20 protein-coding genes and 1 pseudogene are annotated in these 22,734 nt (G+C 54.6%); 10 read left to right on the top strand and 11 right to left on the bottom strand.

All coding sequences use genetic code 11. The annotated features are described in order from the left end of the window. The first annotated feature begins 60 nt into the window (after positions 1-60). Positions 61-237, top strand: coding sequence for a DUF6324 family protein (locus tag OLX08_RS03795; RefSeq protein ID WP_341245911.1), 177 nt, complete (start codon positions 61-63; stop codon positions 235-237). A 34-nt stretch (positions 238-271) separates the two neighbouring features. On the opposite strand, the gene OLX08_RS03800 is transcribed toward OLX08_RS03795, so the two are convergent. The 5 genes from OLX08_RS03800 to OLX08_RS03820 all read right to left on the bottom strand — a co-directional run bounded on the left by OLX08_RS03800 (position 272) and on the right by OLX08_RS03820 (position 3,841). Next, positions 272-721: an MmcB family DNA repair protein gene (locus OLX08_RS03800; protein WP_391482602.1), complete on the bottom strand. Its 450-nt coding sequence runs from the start codon at positions 719-721 to the stop codon at positions 272-274. 381 nt (positions 722-1,102) lie between these two features. Next, positions 1,103-1,573, bottom strand: a complete 471-nt coding sequence (nusB, locus tag OLX08_RS03805) for a transcription antitermination factor NusB (protein ID WP_048597812.1) — start codon at positions 1,571-1,573, stop codon at positions 1,103-1,105. Next, positions 1,570-2,100 (bottom strand): 6,7-dimethyl-8-ribityllumazine synthase, encoded by a 531-nt coding sequence (locus tag OLX08_RS03810; RefSeq protein ID WP_391482604.1) that lies wholly within the window; start codon positions 2,098-2,100, stop codon positions 1,570-1,572. Before OLX08_RS03810 ends, nusB begins: the two co-directional genes overlap by 4 nt. Continuing rightward, positions 2,100-3,236, bottom strand: coding sequence for a 3,4-dihydroxy-2-butanone-4-phosphate synthase (ribB, locus tag OLX08_RS03815; RefSeq protein ID WP_048597810.1), 1,137 nt, complete (start codon positions 3,234-3,236; stop codon positions 2,100-2,102). The genes OLX08_RS03810 and ribB overlap by 1 nt, the downstream gene beginning before the upstream one ends. Then, positions 3,236-3,841, bottom strand: coding sequence for a riboflavin synthase (locus OLX08_RS03820; RefSeq protein WP_341245913.1), 606 nt, complete (start codon positions 3,839-3,841; stop codon positions 3,236-3,238). Before OLX08_RS03820 ends, ribB begins: the two co-directional genes overlap by 1 nt. Positions 3,842-4,041: 200 nt before the next feature. Here OLX08_RS03820 and OLX08_RS03825 point away from each other — a divergent pair, with 200 nt between their 5' ends. The 3 genes and pseudogenes from OLX08_RS03825 to OLX08_RS03835 all read left to right on the top strand — a co-directional run bounded on the left by OLX08_RS03825 (position 4,042) and on the right by OLX08_RS03835 (position 8,573). Next, on the top strand, positions 4,042-5,334 hold the full coding sequence (locus tag OLX08_RS03825; RefSeq protein WP_391482606.1) for a capsule biosynthesis protein: 1,293 nt from the start codon (positions 4,042-4,044) through the stop codon (positions 5,332-5,334). A gap of 95 nt (positions 5,335-5,429) precedes the next feature. After that, complete coding sequence (locus OLX08_RS03830; protein ID WP_082136601.1) at positions 5,430-6,563, top strand: polysaccharide biosynthesis/export family protein; 1,134 nt, start codon at positions 5,430-5,432, stop codon at positions 6,561-6,563. A 5-nt stretch (positions 6,564-6,568) separates the two neighbouring features. After that, positions 6,569-8,573, top strand: a pseudogene (locus tag OLX08_RS03835) (capsular polysaccharide biosynthesis protein). Here OLX08_RS03835 and ribD read toward each other — a convergent pair. The 5 genes from ribD to OLX08_RS03860 all read right to left on the bottom strand — a co-directional run bounded on the left by ribD (position 8,570) and on the right by OLX08_RS03860 (position 15,971). After that, positions 8,570-9,598, bottom strand: a complete 1,029-nt coding sequence (gene ribD, locus OLX08_RS03840; protein ID WP_391482608.1) for a bifunctional diaminohydroxyphosphoribosylaminopyrimidine deaminase/5-amino-6-(5-phosphoribosylamino)uracil reductase RibD — start codon at positions 9,596-9,598, stop codon at positions 8,570-8,572. The pseudogene OLX08_RS03835 and the gene ribD overlap by 4 nt on opposite strands. 35 nt (positions 9,599-9,633) lie before the next feature. Next, entirely contained in the window at positions 9,634-10,104 is a 471-nt protein-coding gene (nrdR, locus tag OLX08_RS03845) for a transcriptional regulator NrdR (RefSeq protein ID WP_334066197.1), read from the bottom strand. Positions 10,105-10,311: 207 nt separating this feature from the next. Further along, entirely contained in the window at positions 10,312-12,282 is a 1,971-nt protein-coding gene (rpoD, locus tag OLX08_RS03850; RefSeq protein ID WP_334066198.1) for an RNA polymerase sigma factor RpoD, read from the bottom strand. Between the two features lie 218 nt (positions 12,283-12,500). Continuing rightward, positions 12,501-14,486: a DNA primase gene (gene dnaG, locus OLX08_RS03855; protein WP_391482609.1), complete on the bottom strand. Its 1,986-nt coding sequence runs from the start codon at positions 14,484-14,486 to the stop codon at positions 12,501-12,503. A gap of 54 nt (positions 14,487-14,540) precedes the next feature. Next, positions 14,541-15,971, bottom strand: a complete 1,431-nt coding sequence (locus OLX08_RS03860) for a Glu/Leu/Phe/Val family dehydrogenase (protein WP_391482611.1) — start codon at positions 15,969-15,971, stop codon at positions 14,541-14,543. Positions 15,972-16,217: 246 nt separating this feature from the next. Here OLX08_RS03860 and OLX08_RS03865 point away from each other — a divergent pair, with 246 nt between their 5' ends. The 3 genes from OLX08_RS03865 to OLX08_RS03875 are packed head-to-tail and all read left to right on the top strand — an operon-like array spanning position 16,218 to position 19,252. Beyond that, on the top strand, positions 16,218-18,134 hold the full coding sequence (locus tag OLX08_RS03865; protein WP_391482612.1) for a hypothetical protein: 1,917 nt from the start codon (positions 16,218-16,220) through the stop codon (positions 18,132-18,134). Continuing rightward, on the top strand, positions 18,135-18,671 hold the full coding sequence (locus OLX08_RS03870; RefSeq protein ID WP_391482614.1) for a TadE/TadG family type IV pilus assembly protein: 537 nt from the start codon (positions 18,135-18,137) through the stop codon (positions 18,669-18,671). Then, the gene (locus OLX08_RS03875) at positions 18,671-19,252 is read left to right on the top strand and encodes a TadE/TadG family type IV pilus assembly protein (RefSeq protein WP_391482615.1); all 582 of its coding nucleotides are present in this window, start codon (positions 18,671-18,673) and stop codon (positions 19,250-19,252) included. The genes OLX08_RS03870 and OLX08_RS03875 overlap by 1 nt, the downstream gene beginning before the upstream one ends. Before the next feature lie 10 nt (positions 19,253-19,262). Here the strand turns inward: OLX08_RS03875 and OLX08_RS03880 are convergent, their stop codons facing one another. Next, positions 19,263-19,778, bottom strand: a complete 516-nt coding sequence (locus OLX08_RS03880) for a hypothetical protein (RefSeq protein ID WP_048597798.1) — start codon at positions 19,776-19,778, stop codon at positions 19,263-19,265. A 171-nt stretch (positions 19,779-19,949) separates the two neighbouring features. On the opposite strand from OLX08_RS03880, the gene OLX08_RS03885 reads away from it, so the two are divergent. From OLX08_RS03885 to OLX08_RS03895, 3 genes are all read left to right on the top strand, one after another. Next, a complete protein-coding gene (locus OLX08_RS03885) occupies positions 19,950-20,861 on the top strand; it encodes a pirin family protein (protein ID WP_391482617.1) in 912 nt (303 codons plus the stop codon). Between the two features lie 95 nt (positions 20,862-20,956). Next, positions 20,957-21,256 carry a hypothetical protein gene (locus OLX08_RS03890; protein ID WP_391482618.1) on the top strand — a complete coding sequence of 100 codons (300 nt, stop codon included), beginning with the start codon at positions 20,957-20,959 and terminating at the stop codon, positions 21,254-21,256. Between the two features lie 155 nt (positions 21,257-21,411). Further along, positions 21,412-22,707: a homoserine dehydrogenase gene (locus OLX08_RS03895; RefSeq protein WP_391482620.1), complete on the top strand. Its 1,296-nt coding sequence runs from the start codon at positions 21,412-21,414 to the stop codon at positions 22,705-22,707. Positions 22,708-22,734 lie beyond the last annotated feature (27 nt).

Below are 22,734 nucleotides of genomic sequence, written 5' to 3' on the forward strand. Positions count from 1 at the left end.
CCTTGTCTTGATGCGCGCTGCCCTGTAATTGCCGTAACAGTTATAGCAAAGGATGCACCCATGGGGATCAATAGCGAGCGCGACATCGAAGCCAACTTGCAAATCGGCCCAACCGATCAAGGCATGGTGCGTATTTTTGTTGAGGCCAATGGCGTGGAAATCCCAATGGATTTCACCCCTGAAGAAGCGCTGGAAATTGCAGAAGAAATTGCGGCGGCAGCCAAAGTTATCGGCTAAGGTATCCTCGACAGCTTACGAGCTTCTGAAAGTGTTATTGCGTTGCGGCGGGATCGCGCGCCGCGTGAGCACGCAGTGCAGCATGGCGGGCAAATTTTTGCACCGTAGCTTTTCGCCTCGCACCGGCAAGCCGCACTTCATCCGGCATTCGAATGATCTCTGCATCATACCCGTCAGCGATGATGAGACCTGTTTCATCTGGCAAAAGATCAGTAGGGAACGCCTCGTCCACCGCCCAGAAATATCGATCGCACCACTCAAGATAGCCCTGCCATTTCTGATCTGAGGTAAAATCTTCGCGGCTGGATTTGCACTCAATAATCCAAATCTCTCCCTTAGGCCCAAGCGCCATCACATCAACGCGCAGTCCGCGCGTTGGTACAAGTTCTGTGACAGAGACAAAGTTATGGCTCAACAGATGCCGGCACACGCCGCGGGCCAGAACATCGCCCGCGCGCAAAGTTAGCGTTGGATTATGTTGCATAAGCAAAGAGTGAACAAAACAGAAACAAAAGACAAGAGAAACTCAAACAAACCTGCAAACGCTCTTGTCAGACCTTACCAAGCGCCATAGGTGATGCGGTGGCGGGTGCTGCTCTTCACGTAAGCTGGTCGATACATTCCAGTGGCCTTAAGCAAATCCGAGGGAGCTGGCTCTGTCACGGTCCTGGCCGCGTTATCTGGCGCCCACCTGTATATACAGGTCCTCGGGAATAATCGTCCAACGGTCGCTGCGGGCCCGCCACCTATTTTCCACGTCCCAACCTAGCAATGCGTGCAGCCAATGTGCCCACGTGGCAAACCCGCGGGTGACGACACGCCTTAGGTTCAGCATTTGGGCCAACAGTAGTTTTCGGAAATCAAATCAGAATGCGTCGGGCTGAACTTCGCGCGCCATATGATCAAGCACACCGTTCACAAAATGCGTTTCATCGCCCTCAGGGAAAAACGCGCCAGCTACATCAACGAATTCTTTAATGACAACGCGTGGCGGCGTCACTTTACCCAGCAACTCCGCACCGGCAGCGCGGAAAAGCGCGCGAATAGTGGGGTCAATACGTGCGATGGGCCACTTTGCGACCAAAGCACGATCGGTCATTTGGTCGATGGGCCGCTGATGCTCAACCGCGTCTTGGGCCAGCATGCGGAATACGTCGATATCGCCTTCCATCATTTCACGCCCCTCATAGGTCGCGCCAAAACGATGGTCTTCAAACTCACGCATAACAACATCGACTGATTGCGACGAGTGTTCCATCTGAAACAACGCTTGCACTGCATAAAGCCGCGCCGCTGATTTCATTTTGCGTTTTTGGTTATTCGAAAGTTCAGTCATGCTCTGTGTGTACCGCCTGCAAGCAGGATGTCGCTGGTAAATCCAACGCCCTTATCCGCGCGGCCCCACTTACGAGCGATAGCGATCAAGTGCAAGGCTGCCGCAGCGGCCCCGCCACCTTTGTTTTGGTCTGCAGGATCTGCACGGACTTCTGCCTGTTTGCGGTTCTCTACAGTCAAGATACCGTTACCGATACAAAGCCCCTGAAGGCCCAGCAATTGCAGTGCACGGCTGCTATCGTTGCACACTGTTTCATAGTGGGTTGTCTCGCCGCGCACCACGCAGCCAAGTGCCACATAGCCGTCGAAATTAGACATACGCTCAGCGATGCCAATTGCTGTGGGTATTTCAAGCGCACCGGGTACATCGATCACTTCATAGGTGGCACCAGCTGCCTCAAGCTCGGCAACAGCACCGGCGACTAAATTATCAGCGATGTCTTTGTAATACGGAGACCGCACGATCAGAACTTTCGGAGCGTCCTCAAAACGTGGTGTATCCATGATGTAGTGAGAAGCGCCAGCCATTATCCAATCTCCGAAATTTTCATCGTGTCCACAATCTCCAGACCATACGCGTCCAGCCCGACAACTTTCGGTGCAGGTGAATTGGTCAAAAGGACAATTTTCGACAGGTTCAAAGACGACAAAATCTGTGCGCCCAAACCGTATTGGCGAAGCGTCTGCGGGCTGACCTCATCATCGCGCACGATCTTCATTGTAAGATCACGCAGCAAAACCAGCGCACCGCGCCCGTGGTCCGCGATCAGCTTCATCGCATCGCCAAATTCAGCAGCACGGCCCGTACCGCCTGTGCCAATCACATCAAGCATCGGATCCATCGCGTGCATACGTACAAGCACAGGCTCATCGCCCGAAATGTCACCTTTGATCAAAACGATATGCTCTGCGCCTTGGGTCTCGTCGGTGTAGACGCGCATATCCCATTCGCCGCCAAACTCTGACTGGATCGTGTCTGTACTGCGCACGCGCACCAAATTGTCATGGCGGCGGCGGTATTTGATCAAATCAGAAATCGTCCCGATCTTCAGCCCGTGCAGCTGCGCAAAACCAACAAGGTCCGGCAAACGCGACATGGTGCCATCGTCGTTCATGATTTCACAGATCACGCCGGAAGGGTTCAAGCCAGCAAGCCGTGACACATCAACAGCCGCCTCAGTGTGCCCCGCACGTACCAGCACACCGCCGTCCCGTGCGCGCAGTGGGAAAACATGTCCCGGCGTTGCGATATCCGCTGAAGTTGCTTTGCTATCAATCGCCACAGCAACTGTGCGCGCACGGTCCGCCGCAGAAATACCTGTGGTAACACCTTCGCGCGCCTCAATCGAAACGGTAAATGCGGTCTCATGACGCGATGAATTCTGCGTCGCCATCAACGGCAGGCCCAACGCATCAATCCGGTCAGATGGAAGCGTCAAACAAATCAAGCCGCGCCCGTGGGTCGCCATAAAGTTAATGGCATCAGGCGTGGCCATTTGCGCGGGGATAACAAGATCACCCTCGTTCTCGCGGTCTTCGTGATCCACCAGAATGAACATCCGACCATTACGCGCGTCATCAATGATGTCTTCAATGGGGCTGATCACATCAGAGAGGTTTTCCTCAACAGGACCGGGCTTTTCAAACATGCTTTCAGCGCTCATTACGCCCACTCCTGCAATCGGGCCACATAGCGGGCCATTGTGTCAATTTCGAGGTTCACCGCATCACCAACAGCTGCATCACCCCATGTGGTGACGCTTTTTGTGTGCGGAATAAAGTTGATCCCGAAGGCAGTGCCCTCAACATCATTTACAGTTAAAGACGTGCCATTAAGCGTAACCGAGCCTTTGGGCGCGATGAACTTTGCAAGTGCCGCTGGCGCTTCAAGCGTGACCCGGGTGCTATCGCCCTCATCATGCATGGCGACAATCTTAGCCAAGCCGTCCACGTGACCGGAGACGATATGTCCGCCCAACTCATCGCCCACTTTCAAGGCACGCTCCAAATTGATGCGCCGCCCTGCGGACCATGTATCAAGATTGGTCTTGCTGACGGTCTCTGCAGACACGTCCACATCAAACCACCCAAGCTGATCGCCTTCGGCCAGACCTTTGCCAACAACGGTCAGGCAGACACCGTCGCACGCGATTGATGCACCCATATCGACGCTGCTCATATCGTAACGCGTTGAAATGCGCGCCCGCAAATCACCGCGCTGTTCCAGTTGCGCGATATGACCAACGTCTGTGATAATGCCAGTGAACATAAATCTCGTCCCGAATTTCGTATTGCAAACCACCTATAACGGCGCACCCATCCGGACAAGGGCTTTGCCGCCCATTCCAGTGATACCTTTTCGCACATCGCCTCAATCATAATGCAGGTCACATTTTCGCCAATAATTCAGGCTACTCCACCCACGATCCAGCGCGTACCTGCGCAAAACCTAAGCACACGGCATGTCAAATGGCGCTCATTACCGGCGAAAATAAGCGTTTTCTGTTTCTGCAAGGCCCACATGGTCCCTTTTTCTGGCGCCTTGCGCAGATGCTGGAGCGTGCTGGCGCACAGGTCTGGAGGGTCGGTTTCAATGCAGGTGACCGCGCCTTTTGGTTCTCGCCTAAAACCTACATCGGGTATCGCGGCACGCTAAACGACTGGGCCGAAACCCTACGTCAGACCCTTCACGACAAATCAATCACCGACATTGTGCTTTACGGTGACACGCGGCCTGTTCACGCCCAAGCAGCAGAGATGGCGCGGCAGATGGGCATCCGGACCCATGTATTCGAAGAAGGGTACCTACGGCCCTATTGGGTCAGCTACGAGCGTGATGGCTCCAACGGAAACTCCGCGCTCATGCAGCTTAGCGTGGATCAGATGCGCGAGACTTTAGCAGACGCCGATTTAGACATCCCACAAGCACCGGCACATTGGGGGGACATGCGCCAGCACGTGTTTTACGGCGCGCTTTACCATTGGTTTGTGATGTTTCGAAACGGCCACTACCACAAAATGCAACGCCACCGCGCCCTTGATGTAAAAACCGAGTTTGCCCTGTATTTCATGCGCCTTTTAGGAATGCCATTTTATTGGCTCAGCCGCGTGTTTTCCACACTGCGCATCAAACGCGGAGGATACCCCTACCATATTGCGCTGCTGCAACTTGAACATGACGCCAGCTTTCAGGCCCACTCTCCGTTCTCCAAAATCGACGAGTTCATCGAAGTAATCATCCAAGGTTTTGTCAAAGGAGCACCGGCGCATCACCACCTTGTGTTCAAGGCTCACCCGCTTGAAAACGGTCAGACAAACATCCGCTGGTTGATCAAAAACTTAGCCCGTCAGCACGGCGTTGAGGGGCGGTGCCACTATGTGCGTGGCGGCAAACTGGCCCAGCTTTTGGACCAGGCACGAAGCGCGGTGACGGTCAATTCAACCGCCGGCCAACAAGTTCTTTGGCGCGGCATCCCGCTCAAGGTCTTTGGCGCGGCGGTCTATAACAAACCAGAGTTTGTGTCGCCTCAACCGCTCCATGAATTCTTTAGCTTACCCACAACACCAGACACTGCCGCCTACCGCGATTACCGGCGTTACTTGCTTGAAACCAGCCAGATCGCCGGTGGCTTTTACGCCGCCAAAGGCCGCAGACAGCTTTTGCGACAAGTCGTTGATCTGATGTTACACCCCCACGATCCCTACGAAGCACTTGAGGTTGGTAAAGCGGCCCCACGGCAACAGTTGCGTGTCATTCCCTAACAACCACAACCCCTAGCGGTAGCTTTCTGTGAGGGATTCCAGTAAGGTAAAAGAAAAACTTGAGGCAGTTCTATAAGGTCGAAAGGACCAGAGCAGTGAAAATTAATGTGTCCCGTGTGGTAAAAGGCATCGCCTTGCTAAGCCTCGTTGCGACTGTTTCTGCATGCGGACTGCCGCGTGTAGGCCCCAACAAAGCCGAAATTTTTCAAGGATCCGTTTTGCGTGAAGGCGATGCGTTCATCGTCTCTGTCAATGACCGCGTGACCCGCGCCACAGCTGTCACCCCCGCTTTTGGCTTTTCGGATGCTTTCATTAATGCAGGCGTTGTTGGCTCTGACGTGATCCGTCCTGGCGATGTATTGGGGCTGACTGTTTGGGAAAACGTAGATGACGGCCTGCTGGCCGGTGCGGGGCAAAACGCCACCATTCTTGACGAAGTGCAGGTAGACGGAAACGGCAATATTTTCGTCCCCTACGCAGGCACCCTGAAGGCATCTGGCAAATCTCCCGAAGCGCTACGCCGTCTAATCACAACGCGCCTGAACGAACAAACCCCCGACCCTCAAGTGCAGGTCCGCCGCGTAGCCGGTGATGGTGCAACAGTCACTGTGGTGGGCGCAGTTGGCGCGCAAGGCGTCTACGCGATTGAGCGCCCCACCCGCACGCTTTCCTCCATGCTTGCCCGTGCAGGCGGTGTGGGACTTGAGGCCGAAGTGGCACAAATCACTGTCATCCGCGGTACACATCGCGGGCAGGTTTGGTTCCAAGACCTCTACCAAGACCCGCGCTTTGATATCGCCCTGCGCGGCGGCGACCGCATTTTGGTCGAACGAGACACCCGCGCCTATACGGTTTTGGGCGCCACAGGCAGCCAGAACCGCGTTGAATTCACCACCCGCACGATCTCTGCCATTGAAGCGCTTGCGCAAGTGGGTGGCTTAAGCAGTAACGTGGCAGACCCCACAGGCGTTTTTGTGTTCCGCAATGAACCCGCCGAAATTGCTAATCAAGTAATGGGCCGCGATGATCTACAGGGTGCACAGCGTGTGGCCTATGTGCTTGATCTGACCGAGCCTAATGGCATGTTCAACGCACGTGATTTCGCCATACGGGATGACGATACGGTCTATGTGACCGAGGCACCATTCGTGCAGTGGAACAAAACAATTGCCGCACTCACAGGATCGCTTAACTCTGTGAATACTTTGAATACACTGGCTGGTAACTAAGCCCGATGACGACCCCACTTTCGGCCGCTGACCCAACCCGTCAGCGGCTGTTTGTCTATAATGACGGCTTTTTGCGTCAAAAACGCGTGCGCCGTATCCTTGCGCTAAAGGGCTATGACATCCGCATTGGCATGCCGTCAGAAGCGGGTTTGATCGGTGTGTGGGGGAAATCACCAACCGCGCACCGCGGCGAAAAGATTGCAGCCCGCACCAACGCAAAGCTTTTGCGCGTGGAAGACGCCTTTTTGAGGTCAGTGCGTCCTGCCAGCGGTGGTGATCTGCCCATCGGGCTTAACATTGACACACGCGGTGTACATTTTGATAGCAGCGCGCCCAGTGACCTTGAGGTCCTGCTTGCCACGCACCCCTTTGATAACACCGCTCTGCTTGACCGTGCACGCGGTGGCATGGCGCGCATGAAGCGAAGCGCACTTTCGAAATACAATAACTTCGTTCCTGAGGCACCCTTTCCAAAAGGTATTCCAGACGCTGGGTATGTTCTTGTAATTGATCAAACTGCAGGCGATGCCTCCATCATACACTCGGGCGCCAATGCAGACACATTCCGCGAGATGCTACTGGATGCGCGGCTTGAAAACCCGCACGCAACGATTGTGCTGAAGACACATCCCGAAACCCGAACCGGTCACAAGGGCGGTCATTTCGGCCCTGCAGACATTGGTGGCAACGTGGTCGTGCTGGATCAAAACACCAACCCGCACCGCTTGCTTGAGGGCGCGATCAAAGTCTACGCCGTCAGCTCACAAATGGGTTTTGAGGCTATAGTGGCAGGTCACAAACCAATCCTTTACGGACAACCCTTTTATGCCGGTTGGGGGCTGAGCGAAGACCGCGCACCGATTGATCGACGCACCCGCACGTTAACCCGCGCGCAACTTTTTGCAGGCGCGATGATCTTATACCCGACATGGTATGACCCCTACCGCGATGCGCTCTGTAGCTTTGAAGATGCGCTCAGCACCCTCGAAGCGCTCAGTCGTACTTGGCGTGAAGATCATAATGGCTGGGCAGCACCAGATATGCGCCTTTGGAAGCGTAAGCATACACAGGCATTCTTTGGCAGCGTCCGACCTGTAAAATTCGGGGGCAACATACATACGCGGCGCATCATGCGTTGGGGCGCGCATGACAGCCCTGAAGCAACCGTCGAAGACGGATTTCTCCGTTCAAAAGGGCTTGGTGCAGACTTGGTCCCGCCCCTATCTCTGGTTCTTGATGACCTTGGTATTTACTATGACCCAACCCGCGAAAGTCGCCTTGAAAGGCTGATAGCCCAGTCACTTACTCTGGATTCGACCGCATTACGCCGGGCCGAAGCCTTACGCCAAAAAATTATTAAGAGCGGCGTGAGCAAATATAATCTTGGGATCAAGACTGATTTACCATCGCTCCCCAAGGGCCACCGCATTTTGGTCCCGGGGCAAGTAGAAGATGATGCTTCGATCAAGCTGGGCACGTCGAAATGGCAGACCAACAGCGACTTACTGGTTGAGACCCGCCGCGCCAATCCCGGCGCCATCTTGATCTACAAACCGCACCCCGACGTAGAGGCAGGTTTGCGCGATGGAGGCTTAAGTAATGAGGCCGCAGCGGTCGCGGATATCACAGCCACGAACACGGATGCTTTGGACCTGCTAACCTGCGTCGATAGTGTTTGGACGATGACCTCAACACTTGGGTTTGAAGCGCTTTTACGTGGTGTGCCTGTCACCTGCTTGGGGGCACCGTTCTATGCGGGATGGGGCCTGACAAGGGATATCGCAGCCACCCCTGACCGCCGCACCGCACGCCCCAGCCTTGATCAATTCACACATGCAACTTTGATCGACTACCCGCGCTATTACGATCCTGAGACAGGTTATCCCTGCCCCCCCCGAAGTTGCAGTTGACCGTTTAGCCATGTCCAAAGGCCATTACAGTGGGCTTGGTTTGCGTCTGTTGGCCAAAGCACAAGGCGCGCTTTCAACTTACGCACATCTTTGGCGTTAAGCGCGGCGCCATCGGTGCAACACGTCACCGCCAATTGAACGACATTCAACAAGCGTCCAACGCGGGGCATCTGCCAAAACACGTTGACCCAATGGTGCAACGGCGCCCAGTCCGTCACCTCCGATAACAACACCAGCCGTCATGCACACCAGATCATCCACAAGGTTTTCGCTCAATAAAGACGCGGCAAGTCCGCCACCCCCTTCACAAAAAACGCGCGTAAGCCCCTGTGCTGCAAGCGCCCGCAGCGCGTCGGTCAGGCTGCCTTGATAAGGGACAGATCTCGCATTTGGCGACAGCGCACTCACATCTGCTGTTTCAGGGTGAACAAACCAACCGCCGTTTTGCACATCGCTACGTGCCATACCCTGAAGGGTCTCACTGATGACAACGCGGACCGGCTGATGTGAAACGCCGAGGCCCCGCACATTAAGCGAAGGATTATCAGCCCGCACAGTCCCCGCGCCAACCATTACTGCATCATGTCGGGCGCGCATCATATGAACAGCGCGCCGCGCATGCGTCCCAGTGATCCACTGGCTGTCTCCGGTTGAAGTGGCAATTTTTCCGTCAAAAGATGTTGCCATCTTAAGTGTCACCAAAGGCAAACCTTCACGTGCGACTTTGAAAAACCCACGATGATCTTCAGCAGCCTCTGACGAGAGCACGCCGATATCTACCGAAATCCCTGCATCGCGGAGCGCTTGAAACCCGCGCCCTGAAACACGGTTGTCTTCATCCTCAATCGCACACACGACCCGAGACACCCCCGCCTCAATAAGCGCATTCGCACAGGGCGACGTCCTACCATGATGCGCGCAAGGCTCGAGCGTCACATAGGCCGTCGCACCGCGTGCCAGACGTCCTGCCTGCGCTAACGCGATCGGCTCAGCGTGTGGGCGGCCACCGTCTTGGGTCCAGCCACGCCCCACAATGACGCCGTCCCGCACGATGACACAACCAACCGCAGGGTTTGGCCACACACGCCCCTGCCCGCGCCGCCCAAGGGCAAGCGCGTGTCGCATGTGTTGCTCATCCACGGATGCTAAGGCTTTTTTGATCAATCGTTTTCCGGCGATACGTTCGGGCGCAGTTCACTGACAAATTTATCAAAATCATCAGCTGCTTGGAAGTTTTTGTACACACTCGCAAATCGTACGTATCCGACTGTGTCGATGCGGGCCAAAGCCTCCATCACGATCTCACCGATCTGCTTGGAGTTGATGTCAGTCTCGCCCATGCTTTCCAACCGGCGCACTATTCCAGAGATCATCTGGTCTACGCGCTCAGGCTCGACGGGCCGTTTTTGTAGAGAAATCCGAACTGAGCGTTCCAGCTTGTCGCGGTCAAAATCTTCACGGCGTCCGTTAGATTTGATGACAACCAAGTCACGCAACTGAACACGCTCATAAGTCGTAAAACGACCACCACACGCGGGACAAAAACGCCGGCGGCGAATGGCGACGTGGTCCTCAGCAGGACGGGAATCTTTTACTTGTGTGTCTACGTTACCGCAAAATGGACAGCGCATTGGCTATGCCCTTTCTCGTTGATTACTGCCTCGATAGGGTCTGCGCCCTACTTATCCACAGACTATAGGACAGCAATCTAGATTTGGGTAGAAGAAAAATTCACAAACAACATCTGGGGGCAAACCGAGCCGTCAGATGCAAAACGGCGCCTGAGATAGACGCCGTTTTGTAAAAATATCCGCAAAACTAGAGTTCAGCAGGGTAGTTTATTGATCCAAGAAAGACCGCAACTTGCGTGAACGCGACGGATGCTTGAGCTTGCGCAACGCTTTAGCCTCAATCTGACGAATGCGTTCACGGGTGACCGAAAACTGTTGGCCAACTTCCTCAAGGGTGTGGTCTGTGTTCATGCCAATACCGAAACGCATACGCAAAACACGTTCCTCACGCGGCGTAAGCGATGACAGAACCCGGGTTGTCGTTTCCTTCAGGTTCTCCTGAATAGCACTGTCGAGTGGCAAGATCGCGTTTTTGTCTTCGATGAAGTCACCAAGCTGGCTGTCCTCCTCATCCCCGATCGGAGTTTCAAGACTGATCGGCTCTTTGGCGATTTTCATCACTTTGCGCACTTTTTCGAGCGGCATTTGAAGCTTTTCGGCCAATTCTTCCGGTGTCGGCTCACGACCAATTTCATGAAGCATCTGACGGCCCGTGCGCACCAGCTTGTTGATCGTTTCAATCATGTGCACAGGAATACGGATTGTACGCGCCTGATCCGCAATCGAGCGCGTAATCGCCTGACGGATCCACCATGTGGCGTAGGTCGAGAATTTATAACCACGGCGGTATTCGAACTTATCAACCGCCTTCATCAGGCCGATGTTACCCTCTTGGATCAAGTCGAGGAATTGCAGACCACGGTTGGTGTACTTTTTGGCAATCGAAATAACGAGACGAAGGTTCGCCTCGACCATTTCTTTCTTGGCCTGACGGGCTTCCTTCTCGCCTTTTTGCACCTGTTGTACGATGCGGCGGAATTCAGAGATATCCAGGCCAACATATTGGCCAACTTGCGCCATGTCAGAACGCAACTCTTCGATCTTGTCGGTTGAGCGCTCAATCAGCGCCTGCCAGCCACGGCCGGGTTTATCACCCATGTCAGTTAGCCAGTTTGGGTCAAGCTCGCGACCACGATACGCATCAACGAAATCACGGCGGTTAATACGCGCTTGGTCCGCAAGTTTCACCATCGCACTGTCAATGGACATGATACGGCGGTTGATGCCGTAAAGCTGGTCGATCAGCGCCTCAATACGGTTGTTGTGCAAGTGAAGCTCGTTCACTTGGGCAACAATTTCAGAGCGCAGTTTTTGGTATTTCTTTTCAGCTTTCTCGCTGAAAGAGCTGTCTTCGTTCAACGTGGCAGACATCCGAAGATCCTGCATCTCACTCAACTTGCCGTAGTTATGCGCAATGATTTCGAGCGCTTCCAGAACACGCGGCTTAAGCGCAGCTTCCATCGCCGCAAGAGACAGGTTCGCCTGCTCGTCTTCATCGTCGTCATCATCAGACTGGATCGGGTTACCGTCGGCATCCAATTCTTGCGCCGTGCTCTCTTGCTTGGGCTCGGCTCCAGGCGTCGGCACAACGGCTTCTTCCTCGTCCTCTGCCAGCTGATCGCCAAACGTCGTTTCCAGATCGATCACATCGCGAAGCAAAATGTCTTCGCTCAACAATTCGTCACGCCAAATGGTGATCGCTTGGAATGTAAGAGGGCTTTCGCAAAGGCCCAAAATCATCGTGTTGCGGCCGGCCTCGATACGTTTCGCAATCGCGATTTCGCCCTCACGGGACAACAGCTCAACGCTGCCCATCTCGCGCAGGTACATGCGGACGGGATCATCGGTGCGATCCAGCTTTTCTTTTTCAGCGCCAGCAAGAGCAACTTCACGCGCACCATCTTTGGTCACGACAGCTGTAGAGCCTTTGGCGTCTTCTTCTTCGGCCTCGTCATCTTCAATAATATTGATGCCCATTTCGGACAGCATCGACATCACGTCTTCGATTTGCTCGGAGCTTACCTGCTCTGGAGGCAAAACTTGGTTAAGTTGCTCATACGTAATGTAGCCCCGTTCACGCGCCTCGGAGATCATTTTCTTTACGGCGGCTTGGGACATGTCCAAGTTGTGCGCGTTTTCCTGATCTTCGTTTTTGCGGTCGTCGGTGTCTTTGGCCATGAGCAAAGTCCTTTGCGGCGGAGGCGATGCGGCGTGAAGGCCGCGCGTTGTAACTTTAGGCTGCCGTAATCCACGCGCACGCGAATCAGGAAAACGAATCAACCCACATCCGAATCATCTTACATTTTGACTGATTCGACCATGGGTCGGTGTGAACTTAACCACATGCCCTGAGACATGGGCATTGGAAACCCTAATTGTAAGAGGATAAGCCTTCGTTAATTACTATTTTCAGCCTTACCGATGCTGCCCAGAAGTGCTGCAAATGCATCACGTTCATCACGACTTAGTTTGGCGCCATTATCGGCAACGTCAAAATCAGCTGTGTCATCCGCGTCATCACCGCCACCGCCCCCTTGAAGACCTTCTGCGGCCTCGCGCAAACGCCACGTCAGGTTTTCGTCAACGGGTTCGCCATCGTTTCGGTCAAGGTCTTGGGAAGCTTCGCGTACTTCAACTTCATGACCACGCTGTGCCGTAAGTTTTGCAAGGGCATCGTTCACGCACATGGACGCCAGATCGATGTTTCCGGGACGGCGCACGGGCGGTGCGATCGCCACGTGCTTATGCGCAAATAGTTTTTCCAAAAGCGCCGCACCGATCTCATGCTCAATGCTCTCGATCAGCATATCAGCATCGGCCTCTATGTGGCGCAGCAGAGCCCCCTGAATACGGCGGTGGTCCGGATCATGGCACTCAAGCCGCTCAAGCGCGTCTTCGAATTCGGGCAGAACGGCTGGATTTTTCAACAAAGTTGCTAATACCACTGCTTCGCGCAAATGCCCCTCCGCGGCCCGTTCAGAACTCACCAAAAAGCTTGATTGCGTCGTTGGCATCGCACCTTCGGCAGGCGCTTTCCAACCGCTTCCCCGCTTACCACCGCGCGGCACAAAGCCACCGGACGGGCGTGCCTTTGCTTGGGGGCGGAACAAATCCCACCGCAAATCCTTGATGGCCTGACCATAGTGGCTGCGAATGCTTGGGTCGGTGATCAGCATAATTTTCTGACGCAGCGCCTTGTCTAACGCTGCTTTACGCTCGGGGCTGTCAAAATTGCGGCCTTCAGTTTCACGCCGCCACAGCAGCTGAACCATCGGGATAGCACCGTCGATCACATTTTGAACCGCCGAAGCCCCTGAGGCACGGATCAAATCATCAGGGTCTTGGCCTTCTGGCATGATTGCAAAGCGCAGCGACTTGCCCGATTGCAGCAACGGAAGCGCCAGATCAACCAAGCGCATCGCCGCTCGCAAACCGGCCGTATCACCATCAAGGGCGATGATCGGCTCATCGGTGATCCGCCACAAAAGCGCCAGTTGATTTTCTGTAACGGCCGTCCCGAGGGGAGCAACAGACGCGGCAAAGCCCGCCTCACTCAGCGCGATGACATCCATGTAGCCTTCAGCCACGATAAGCTGCTGGCCCTTGCCTGCAGCCTCGCGAGCTGGCTTGTGGTTATAAAGACTGCGGCCCTTATCAAAAAGTTCCGTCTCTGGAGAGTTGAGGTATTTTGCGTTGTCGTTGGGGTCCATCGCGCGCCCCCCAAAAGCAATCGCGCGCCCCCGTGCATCGCGGATCGGGAACATGATCCGACCTCGGAATGTATCATATGGCTTGCCACCTTTTTGGCTGGGCTTGGCCAAACCGGCACCCAAAATCAGGTCTTCAGGTACGTTTTTGCCAACGAGATGATCCCAAAGTCCCTGCCACGCATCAGGTGCAAAACCGATCTCCCAACGCTCAAGAGCTGCCTCTGACAGGCCACGTCCCTGCAAATATCTGCGGGCCTCGGCGGCCGTCGATGTACGCAGTTGCAAACGGAAATACTGCACCGCTTGCTCCATTACCTCGGCAAGTTTGCTGGCACGGTCCAGCTTTTCAGCGGCCTTTGGATCGCGCGCGGGCATTTGCATGCCCGCCTCACCCGCCAAAATTTCCACCGCTTCCATAAAGCTGACGTTCTCGGTTTCTTTTACAAACGAAAGTGCATCACCCTTCGCCTGACAACCAAAACAATAATAATATCCCTTTCGGTCATCGACGTGAAAACTGGCCGTTTTTTCATGATGAAACGGGCATGGCGCCCACATGTCACCTTTGCCTTGGTTCGACTTGCGCGCGTCCCACATAACTTTGCGCCCCACCACGTCGGAGATCGACAGGCGGCTGCGTAATTCATCAAGGAAACCGGGCGGCAGACTCATGTGCGCAATATCCGCTGTCGCGCGCGCAGAGTCTACACCGCCTAAGGTGAAATCCTAAAGGCCCTTGGCGCGGTAAGACTGTGCCACTTTATCGATGGAAACCAGATATGCAGCGGTGCGCAGATCGGGCACATCATCGCGGCCGTGCCAGACGTCACGCATCGCCTGATAAGCAATCCGCATTGTGTCATCCAACCCCGAACGCACTAATTCCAACTCATCCGCACCGCGCAAATACCGCTCTTTGAAGTCCGGACTAAGCTGCCAGCCGACACCGCTATCGGCGCTGAGGCGCTCTAACTCATCCACAATCAATTGGTGACGGGATTCTTCTTGGCGGCGCTGCATCCGCCCAAAGCGGATATGCGACAGGTTTTTGACCCATTCAAAATACGAAACTGTCACACCGCCCGCGTTTGCATACATGTCGGGAATAATCACACAGCCTTTAGCCGCAAGAATATCATTCGCACCCGCCGTCACCGGACCGTTAGCAGCCTCAATAATAAGTGGCGCCTGCACACGTTCCGCATTAGATTTGTTAATCACACCTTCCAAGGCAGCTGGAATAAGAATATCGCAGTCCCGCTCAAGCACTTCAGCACCGTTTTTAATGTACTCACCTGCTTCAAACTGCGCCACGCCTCCGGTCTCCGCCACGCAAGTACGAAGGGCCTCAACGTCAATTCCGTTTGTGTCAACGATAGCACCGTCACGCTCAATGACGCCGACGATCAACGCACCATCTTCCTCAGCCAAAAACTTGGCCGCGTGGTAGCCGACGTTGCCCAGCCCCTGCACAATGACCCGTTTACCTTTCAGTGACCCACTGAGCCCTGCGGCTTTCATACCCCGCTCATCGCGGAAAAATTCGCGCAGCGCATATTGCACACCACGTCCCGTCGCCTCAACACGGCCAGCAATGCCGCCGGCGTGGGTTGGCTTGCCTGTCACGCAGGCCTTGGCATTGATGTCAGTTGTATTCATGCGCGCGTATTGATCTGCGATCCACGCCATTTCACGCTCGCCCGTGCCCATGTCCGGCGCGGGCACGTTCTGGGACGGGTTTATCAGATCACGCTTGATTAACTCATATGCAAAACGGCGGGTGATAGCCTCCATTTCATGGGCATCATAGGCGCGCGGATCAACACATAGCCCGCCCTTTGAGCCCCCAAAAGGTGCCTCAACCAACGCGCATTTATACGTCATCAACGCGGCAAGCGCTTCGACCTCGTCTTGGTTCACGCCCAGCGAAAAACGAATGCCGCCCTTTACCGGCTCCATATGCTCGGAATGGACGCTGCGATACCCAGTGAACGTCTTGATTTCACCGCGCAAACGCACACCGAAACGAACTGTATAAGTTGCGTTACATACCCTGATTTTCTCTTCCAACCCCGGGGACAGATCCATCAATCCCACCGCACGGTTAAACATTAAATCGACACTCTCGCGAAAGCTTGGTTCAGTTTGGTTAGACATCTTTACAGTTCCCTAAATCGCATCGTTCGCACCGTGGCACAGATGCGGTTATACGCAAGTTAATTTGCTCATTATTTAGGCGGTTTAAAAACTTATTGGGATATGCGCTTCATCACAATTTAGGCAAAAGCACATCTGCGGCACATCATTTTGCCATAATTGAAACCAAATCTTTCTGCATGAACGCTTCGTAACCGGCCGTACTGCGTAGATTCGTATGCGGCGATTTTAGCGTTGTGAGTAACCATGAGAGTGCACCGCCTTTTCAAAAATGCGCTTGGGCTGCGCAAATGTCGTGCTTTTGCGCGCGACGAAAGCGGTGCTTTGATCATCTTCACACTCTATATTTTGATGGCGATGATCATGATTGGCGGCCTTGCCGTCGACATCATGATGGCTGAAGAACGCCGCGCACGTATTCAGTTTACAATTGATGGCGCAACTCTGTCGGCGGCGGATTTGCAACAAACGCTTGAAGCTTGTGACATCATGGAGGGGCAATTTCGCTCAGCGGGCTTTGCCAACGTCCACGTGAACCACACCCGCAACGGCGCACAATATGAAAGCTGCGGTGTGGCGGAGCCGGATGCAGATATCGCTGTAGATGTCGCATCAGTTGAAGGCATCGGATACCGCCGCGTTGAAGCCGAAGCATCAATCCGCGTGCCAACGCTTTTCATGCATTGGGTCGGCGTCGACTACATGGACCTACCCGTTTCAGGTGCTGCGGAAGAGCGGATCACCGATATTGAAATTTCTCTTGTGGTGGACGTGTCAGGTTCCATGGGGAACCCGTCTACATCCGGTGAGACCAAAATATTCGAGCTGCGCAAGGCTGCTAAAGAATTCTTCACCGCGGTGGTGAAAAACGATCCCGATGACGACTCGGCTATTACATCTGTTTCTATCGTGCCTTACTATCACACTGTTCACGTGGGCGAGGATCTGCTGGATCAACTCAATGCAAATGGCGGCACAGTTGCCGTGCAAAACCCGATCAGCAATCCCCCGGGGTTGACGTCAGTCCAAAGCGAACAGCAATTCAGCAGCTGCATTGAGTTCACGCCAAACGACTTCAAATCCACCGCCATAACACCCAGCCAAAAGCTGACCCGAAAAGCGCATTTCGCCTATGGCAGCAGCAGTACACGCTTTCCCAATTATCTTCAGTTCGAGTGTCAGGAAGACCGCTTTGATACGCGCTATGCCGCAAACTCGCGCCCACACATCATGGTGCACCGTACGGAAAAATCGCAGCTGGACGCGCATATCGACACCTTAACAGCAAGCGGCAACACAGCGATTGATGTAGGGATGAAGTGGGGAGTGGCTCTGCTTGATCCGGCAATTCAACCCGCCGTCAAAACACTTGCTGATGACACCACAATTCCTGTGCCTTCACGGGTCAACGACAGACCCGCGAATTACTGGGTGCCATCTGTAAGTGCGAACCCACAGGATGAAACTCTCAAAGTAATCGTTCTGATGACTGACGGTGTGAATACCACCCAATACGGGCAAACTACGGAAAATCAGTATCCCTACATCAACTTCAAAAACAGCCCAGCACCGGTTTGGCGCTTCAAAAACTGGTCCACACATGAAGGTAAGCGGCACGATCGCTGGAGCGTGAACCGCAATATGGAATGGTATGATCAATATCTGATCTACGTCCCCGGCAACAGCTGGTCCAACCGCTGGTACCGCCCCGGAGACCCTAACACGTCTTGGGATGATCAATGGTACAGCACCAGCGAAATCCCATGGGACGGCATCGCGCAGATGGACTGGGTTGATCTTCTTGATGATTTTCACGTGGATTACATGGCCGAATTCTTCTGGGACGAAGCTGAACGGTACTATGACAGCTACTACGGGTGGAGCACCCGCGAAGATCCTATGGAGGACAAGCTAAAGGCCTCCATGATTACCCAAACAAATTGGTGGCAAGCGAATACAAACTTGTCCGAAATCTGTGCCGCAGCGCGCGCGAAAGGTATCCTAATTTACGCGATCGGTTTTGAAGTAAACACTGGGGAAGGCCCCATGCGTGACTGCGCAACGGAAGGGGATGCCTATTACTTTGACGTTTCAGGACGCGAGATCAGCACCGCTTTCGCAGCCATCGCAAACCACATCAACCAATTGCGCTTGGTGCAGTAGATGCTGGGCCGCCGCGCATTTAGCCGCATCATCCAATTTTGGCGCGCCGAGGACGGCGTGTCTTCCATTGAGTTCGTGATCCTCTATCCTTTGTTCTACTGGATTTTGTTCATGGGCGTTGAACTTGGTGTGATGCAAGCACGTCAAGCAATGTTGGAAATGGCGCTTGACCGAACAGTGCGCCACGTGCGCCTCAACACGATTGCACCCCCCTCCTATCAAGATTTGCGGGATGTCATGTGTGCCGAGGCAACCTTCCTAAATAATTGCTCGAACAGCCTTAAGCTTGAAATGGTACGCCGCGACCCGCGCGTGGGCGTGACCCTGAACGCGCCACAATGCCATGATAAACCAAGTGCCGTGAACCCAGCCGGACCATTTTCACCGGGCGGACAGAATGAATTAATGTTCCTGCGGGTTTGCGTGCTGCAGCCACCATTACTGCCAACCATCGGCCTAAACCCATATCTGCCCACAACCGAAACCGGTGAATACCGTCTTGTTGCCATCACTTCGTATGTGACGGAGCCCGCGTGATGCGCCGTTTCCATCCCCCTTCCTTAAGCCGTTTCGCTGCCCGCCTCAAAGCCTTCTGCGATGACACAGGAGGCACTCTTGCCATTGAAACCGTGCTGGTTTTTCCGCTTTTATTTTGGAGTTTTATGGCGATGGCCACATTCTTTGAGGCATTCCGGACAAACGCACAAACCACCAAGGCAAGCTACGTTGTGGCCGATGTGATCAGCCGCGAACTAGGCACCATTACCCCGACCTTCATGACCAGCATGAAACAAACCGCGCAGTATATGACACCTGCAGCGCAAGGGACCTCAATCAGCATCACCATGGTGGTTCCGACTGGCAAAACGGACAAGCCCTACAAAACCGCGTGGTCACAGGCCCGCGGCCCCGATCTTAGCAGTTATAGCCATGACAGCATCAACGTTTTGAAAGAAGACATGCCGCCAATCGCAGCAGGGGATCAGATTGTTATGGTTGAGACTGTCTCTCGATTTAGCCTGTCGTGGGGCCGGTTCTTTGAAAACAACCTATACCTCAAAGCGCGCACATTTGCCCGATCACGCGCGCCTAACCCACCAACATACACCGCGTCTTAAACCCAGCAGCTTAGCCGCGCGGCAAATTTCCGGCATCGCGCGCAGCAATTAACATGGACAGGCTCTCTGCCATAAACTTGGCTTCTCCGGCTGGCGTCACCCCACCTACCCCAAGCATTTTGGATGTCGCCCACCAAATACCAGGGCACCATCCTTTAAGGCCCGCCGTCTTGCGACGCACCATGAAACCGTTTGACGGCTTAAACGCAAAGACGCCGCGGTCAACGCCCACAATATCATCCAGTGGTGCAAGAACGCGGCCTGTCGTATCGCGCAGTCCCTCAACCGTCAGTTCAACCGCGATGAGTGTCGAGCGCCACATGATCGTTGCCGCCGCCAACACACCTGCTCCACCAAGGACCAAAAACAAACGGTAGCCCAAACCTGTCTCGGCGCGGGTAAAGCCCAACAGCACCAACAAAGCGCCTAACGCCAGCAATGTGCCACAACCAAAAAAGCGACGACCGGCGCTGGCACGAACACGTGCAATCACACCATCTGCGGGGATATCAAAAGGAAATTCCATGCGACCTGATACCCCCCCAGTGCGCCAAGGGAAAGAGCACATCGCATATGTGCATTTACGCACTGCAAATCTGCGAAACACGGCAATTGTGTGCGCCTCTGTTACGGCGTAAATTCTGCTCAACATGTGGGAAGCACCCCATGTCGATCCTACGATCTGGAGGCTAAAAATATGTCGATCCGTCCTGTTCTAGAAACCCGCCCGGCCGTTCCAACCATGGAAGGTGCCGGCGTTCACCTGCACCGTGCATTTGGCTTTCAAGACCCGTCAGAGCTTGATCCATTTTTGCTGTTTGACGATTTTCGCAACGATCTTCCGGCGCATTTTGAAAAGGGTTTCCCATGGCACCCGCACCGCGGCATCGAAACCATTACGTATGTGCTGAACGGCACCGTGGATCACGGTGACAGCCTTGGCAACACGGGCACCTTGGGCGCGGGTGACGTGCAGTGGATGACTGCTGGTCGCGGGATCATGCACCAAGAAATGCCACACGGAAACGCCGCAGGCCAAATGCACGGCTTTCAGCTTTGGGGTAACTTACCTTCATCACAAAAGATGGTCGCACCGCGCTACCAAGACGTAACCGCCAAGGATATTCCAGTGGTAACGGACGATGATGGAACTCAGGTCAAAATCATTGTCGGTAACTTCTGGGGGAAAACCGGTCCGGTTGATGGCATCGCCGCAGACCCGCAGTATTTGGATATCTTCGTGCCTGCTGGCGTGAAGAAGACCTTTAAGATTGACACCTACCGTCGCGCGTTTGCCTACGTCTTTGAGGGTGAAGGCGCGTTTGCAGATGCCTCTGCCCCATCTGGCGTTTTGCTCGAAAAAGAAGTCATGGGCGAGGAAGTCAACATCCGCGACATGTCCGGTGATCGCACGTTGATCCGGTTTGGCACAGGCGATGAAGTGACAGTTCAGGCCGGCGAGCAAGGTGTCCGCTTCTTACTGATTTCTGGCGCGCCAATTGAAGAGCCCGTCGCGTGGCACGGCCCGATCGTGATGAACACCGAAGATGAATTGCGCCAAGCCGTGCGTGAGTTGCGCAACGGCACATTCATCAAACCCGCGCACTAAAATAAACGATCCAAGCGCGCCGTAACCCCTGCTGTTTTTTCCAGCAACCACGCGGCGCGCTTGTACAGGTATGCGTTTTTCGATCTAACGGACGCATGTTTCGCACCACCACACTCGCCTTCGCAACAGCCGCCCTAAGCATGATTGCAGGCTGCACAGATATTCCGCAATTGGAACAATCGGTCTCGGCGCGCGCCCAAGCCGCCCCCTACCCCGCGCTGATCTCTCTCGAAGGTCTCATCGCCTCCGCAACAGACGATGAGACCGGTAAAGCCGCAGTTGACAACCTTGCCCTGCGGTCATCGTCTCTGCGCGCCAAAGCAGCACGGCTTAGCGGCGAAGTAATTACTCCGGATGACCAGTCCCGCCTTACGGGCGGCACCGCCAGCAACTAAGCGAAAACAAAGCCCCAAACGACCGGACAAAACTGCGTTAGCGCAAACCACGGCTCCTGTCTGCTTTGGCGCGTTGCAAGCCAGTTGCGCCTGCGATAACAGGGACGAAAATGTTCACTAATCAGCGCATTCGCGATGCGCGCGGAGATCTCATAATGACAACGACCCTCCCCCCACTTCGTCTCGGAATTGCCGGCTTGGGAACGGTTGGCATTGGTGTTGTGAAAATCATCCAACAGCATGCGGATTTGCTTGCCGCTCGCAGTGGTCGAGCGGTGCAAATTACTGCTGTTTCCGCACGCTCAAAAGGTAAAGACCGCGGCGCGCCTCTTGATGGCTATGCGTGGGAAGACGATCCTGTTGCTTTGGCAAAACGTGATGATGTCGATGTGTTTGTCGAAGTCATGGGCGGCTCAGAAGGCCCCGCGAAAGATGCAACCGAGGCCGCAATTGCGGCTGGCAAAGACGTTGTCACCGCCAACAAGGCGCTTCTAGCTATTCACGGACAGTCACTTGCCTTAGCAGCAGAAACCGCAGGCCGTGTTATCCGTTTTGAAGCTGCAGTCGCAGGCGGTATTCCCGTTGTAAAATCACTAACCGAAGGTCTTGCAGGCAACGCAATGGGCCGCGTGATGGGCGTGATGAACGGCACATGCAACTATATCCTGACGCAAATGGAAGCCACCGGCCAAGGGTATGAGGCGCTTTTCGCCGAAGCTGACAAACTGGGCTACCTCGAGGCAGATCCGAACTTGGACGTGGGCGGCATCGATGCAGGTCATAAGCTTGCCCTGCTGGCATCCATTGCATTTGGGACGCAGGTAGATTTTGACGGTGTTGAGCTTGAAGGCATCCAACGCGTCAGCCTTGATGACATTACCCGCGCCGGTGAGATGGGCTTCAAGATCAAATTGCTTGGGGTCGCACAGATGTCTGACCGCGGCTTGGTCCAGCGGATGACACCTTGCTTGGTCCCAGCAACATCGCCGCTTGGCCAGCTTCAGGGCGGCACCAACATGGTGGTTCTGGAAGGCGACAGCGTTGAACAAATCGTGCTGCGCGGCCCGGGTGCGGGCGAAGGCCCTACCGCTAGTGCGGTTATGTCAGACGTGATGGATATTGCCCGCGGCATTCGCATAAGCACATTCGGTCAACCTGCAAAAACGCTGACAAGCGCGCCGCGTGCCCAAGCAAGCACTGTAGCGCCATATTATTTGCGCCTGCATCTGACAGACAAACCAGGTGCGCTGGCCAAAGTGGCCGCCGTCTTAGGTGATCATGGCATCAGCATCGATCGCATGCGCCAGATTGATCACGAAGGCACAAGTGCACCGGTTATCATAGTAACCCATGATACGACCCGCGCCGCCCTTGATGAAGCAATTGCAGCGTTTGGAACAACCGGTGTCGTCGATGATGCACCCGTCGCCCTGCGCATCGAAAACGTCTAACCCGCTACACGAATACTTCCTCTAAGA

It is taken from the genome of Nereida ignava (assembly GCF_047114695.1).
Classification (GTDB): Bacteria; Pseudomonadota; Alphaproteobacteria; order Rhodobacterales; family Rhodobacteraceae; genus Nereida; species Nereida ignava.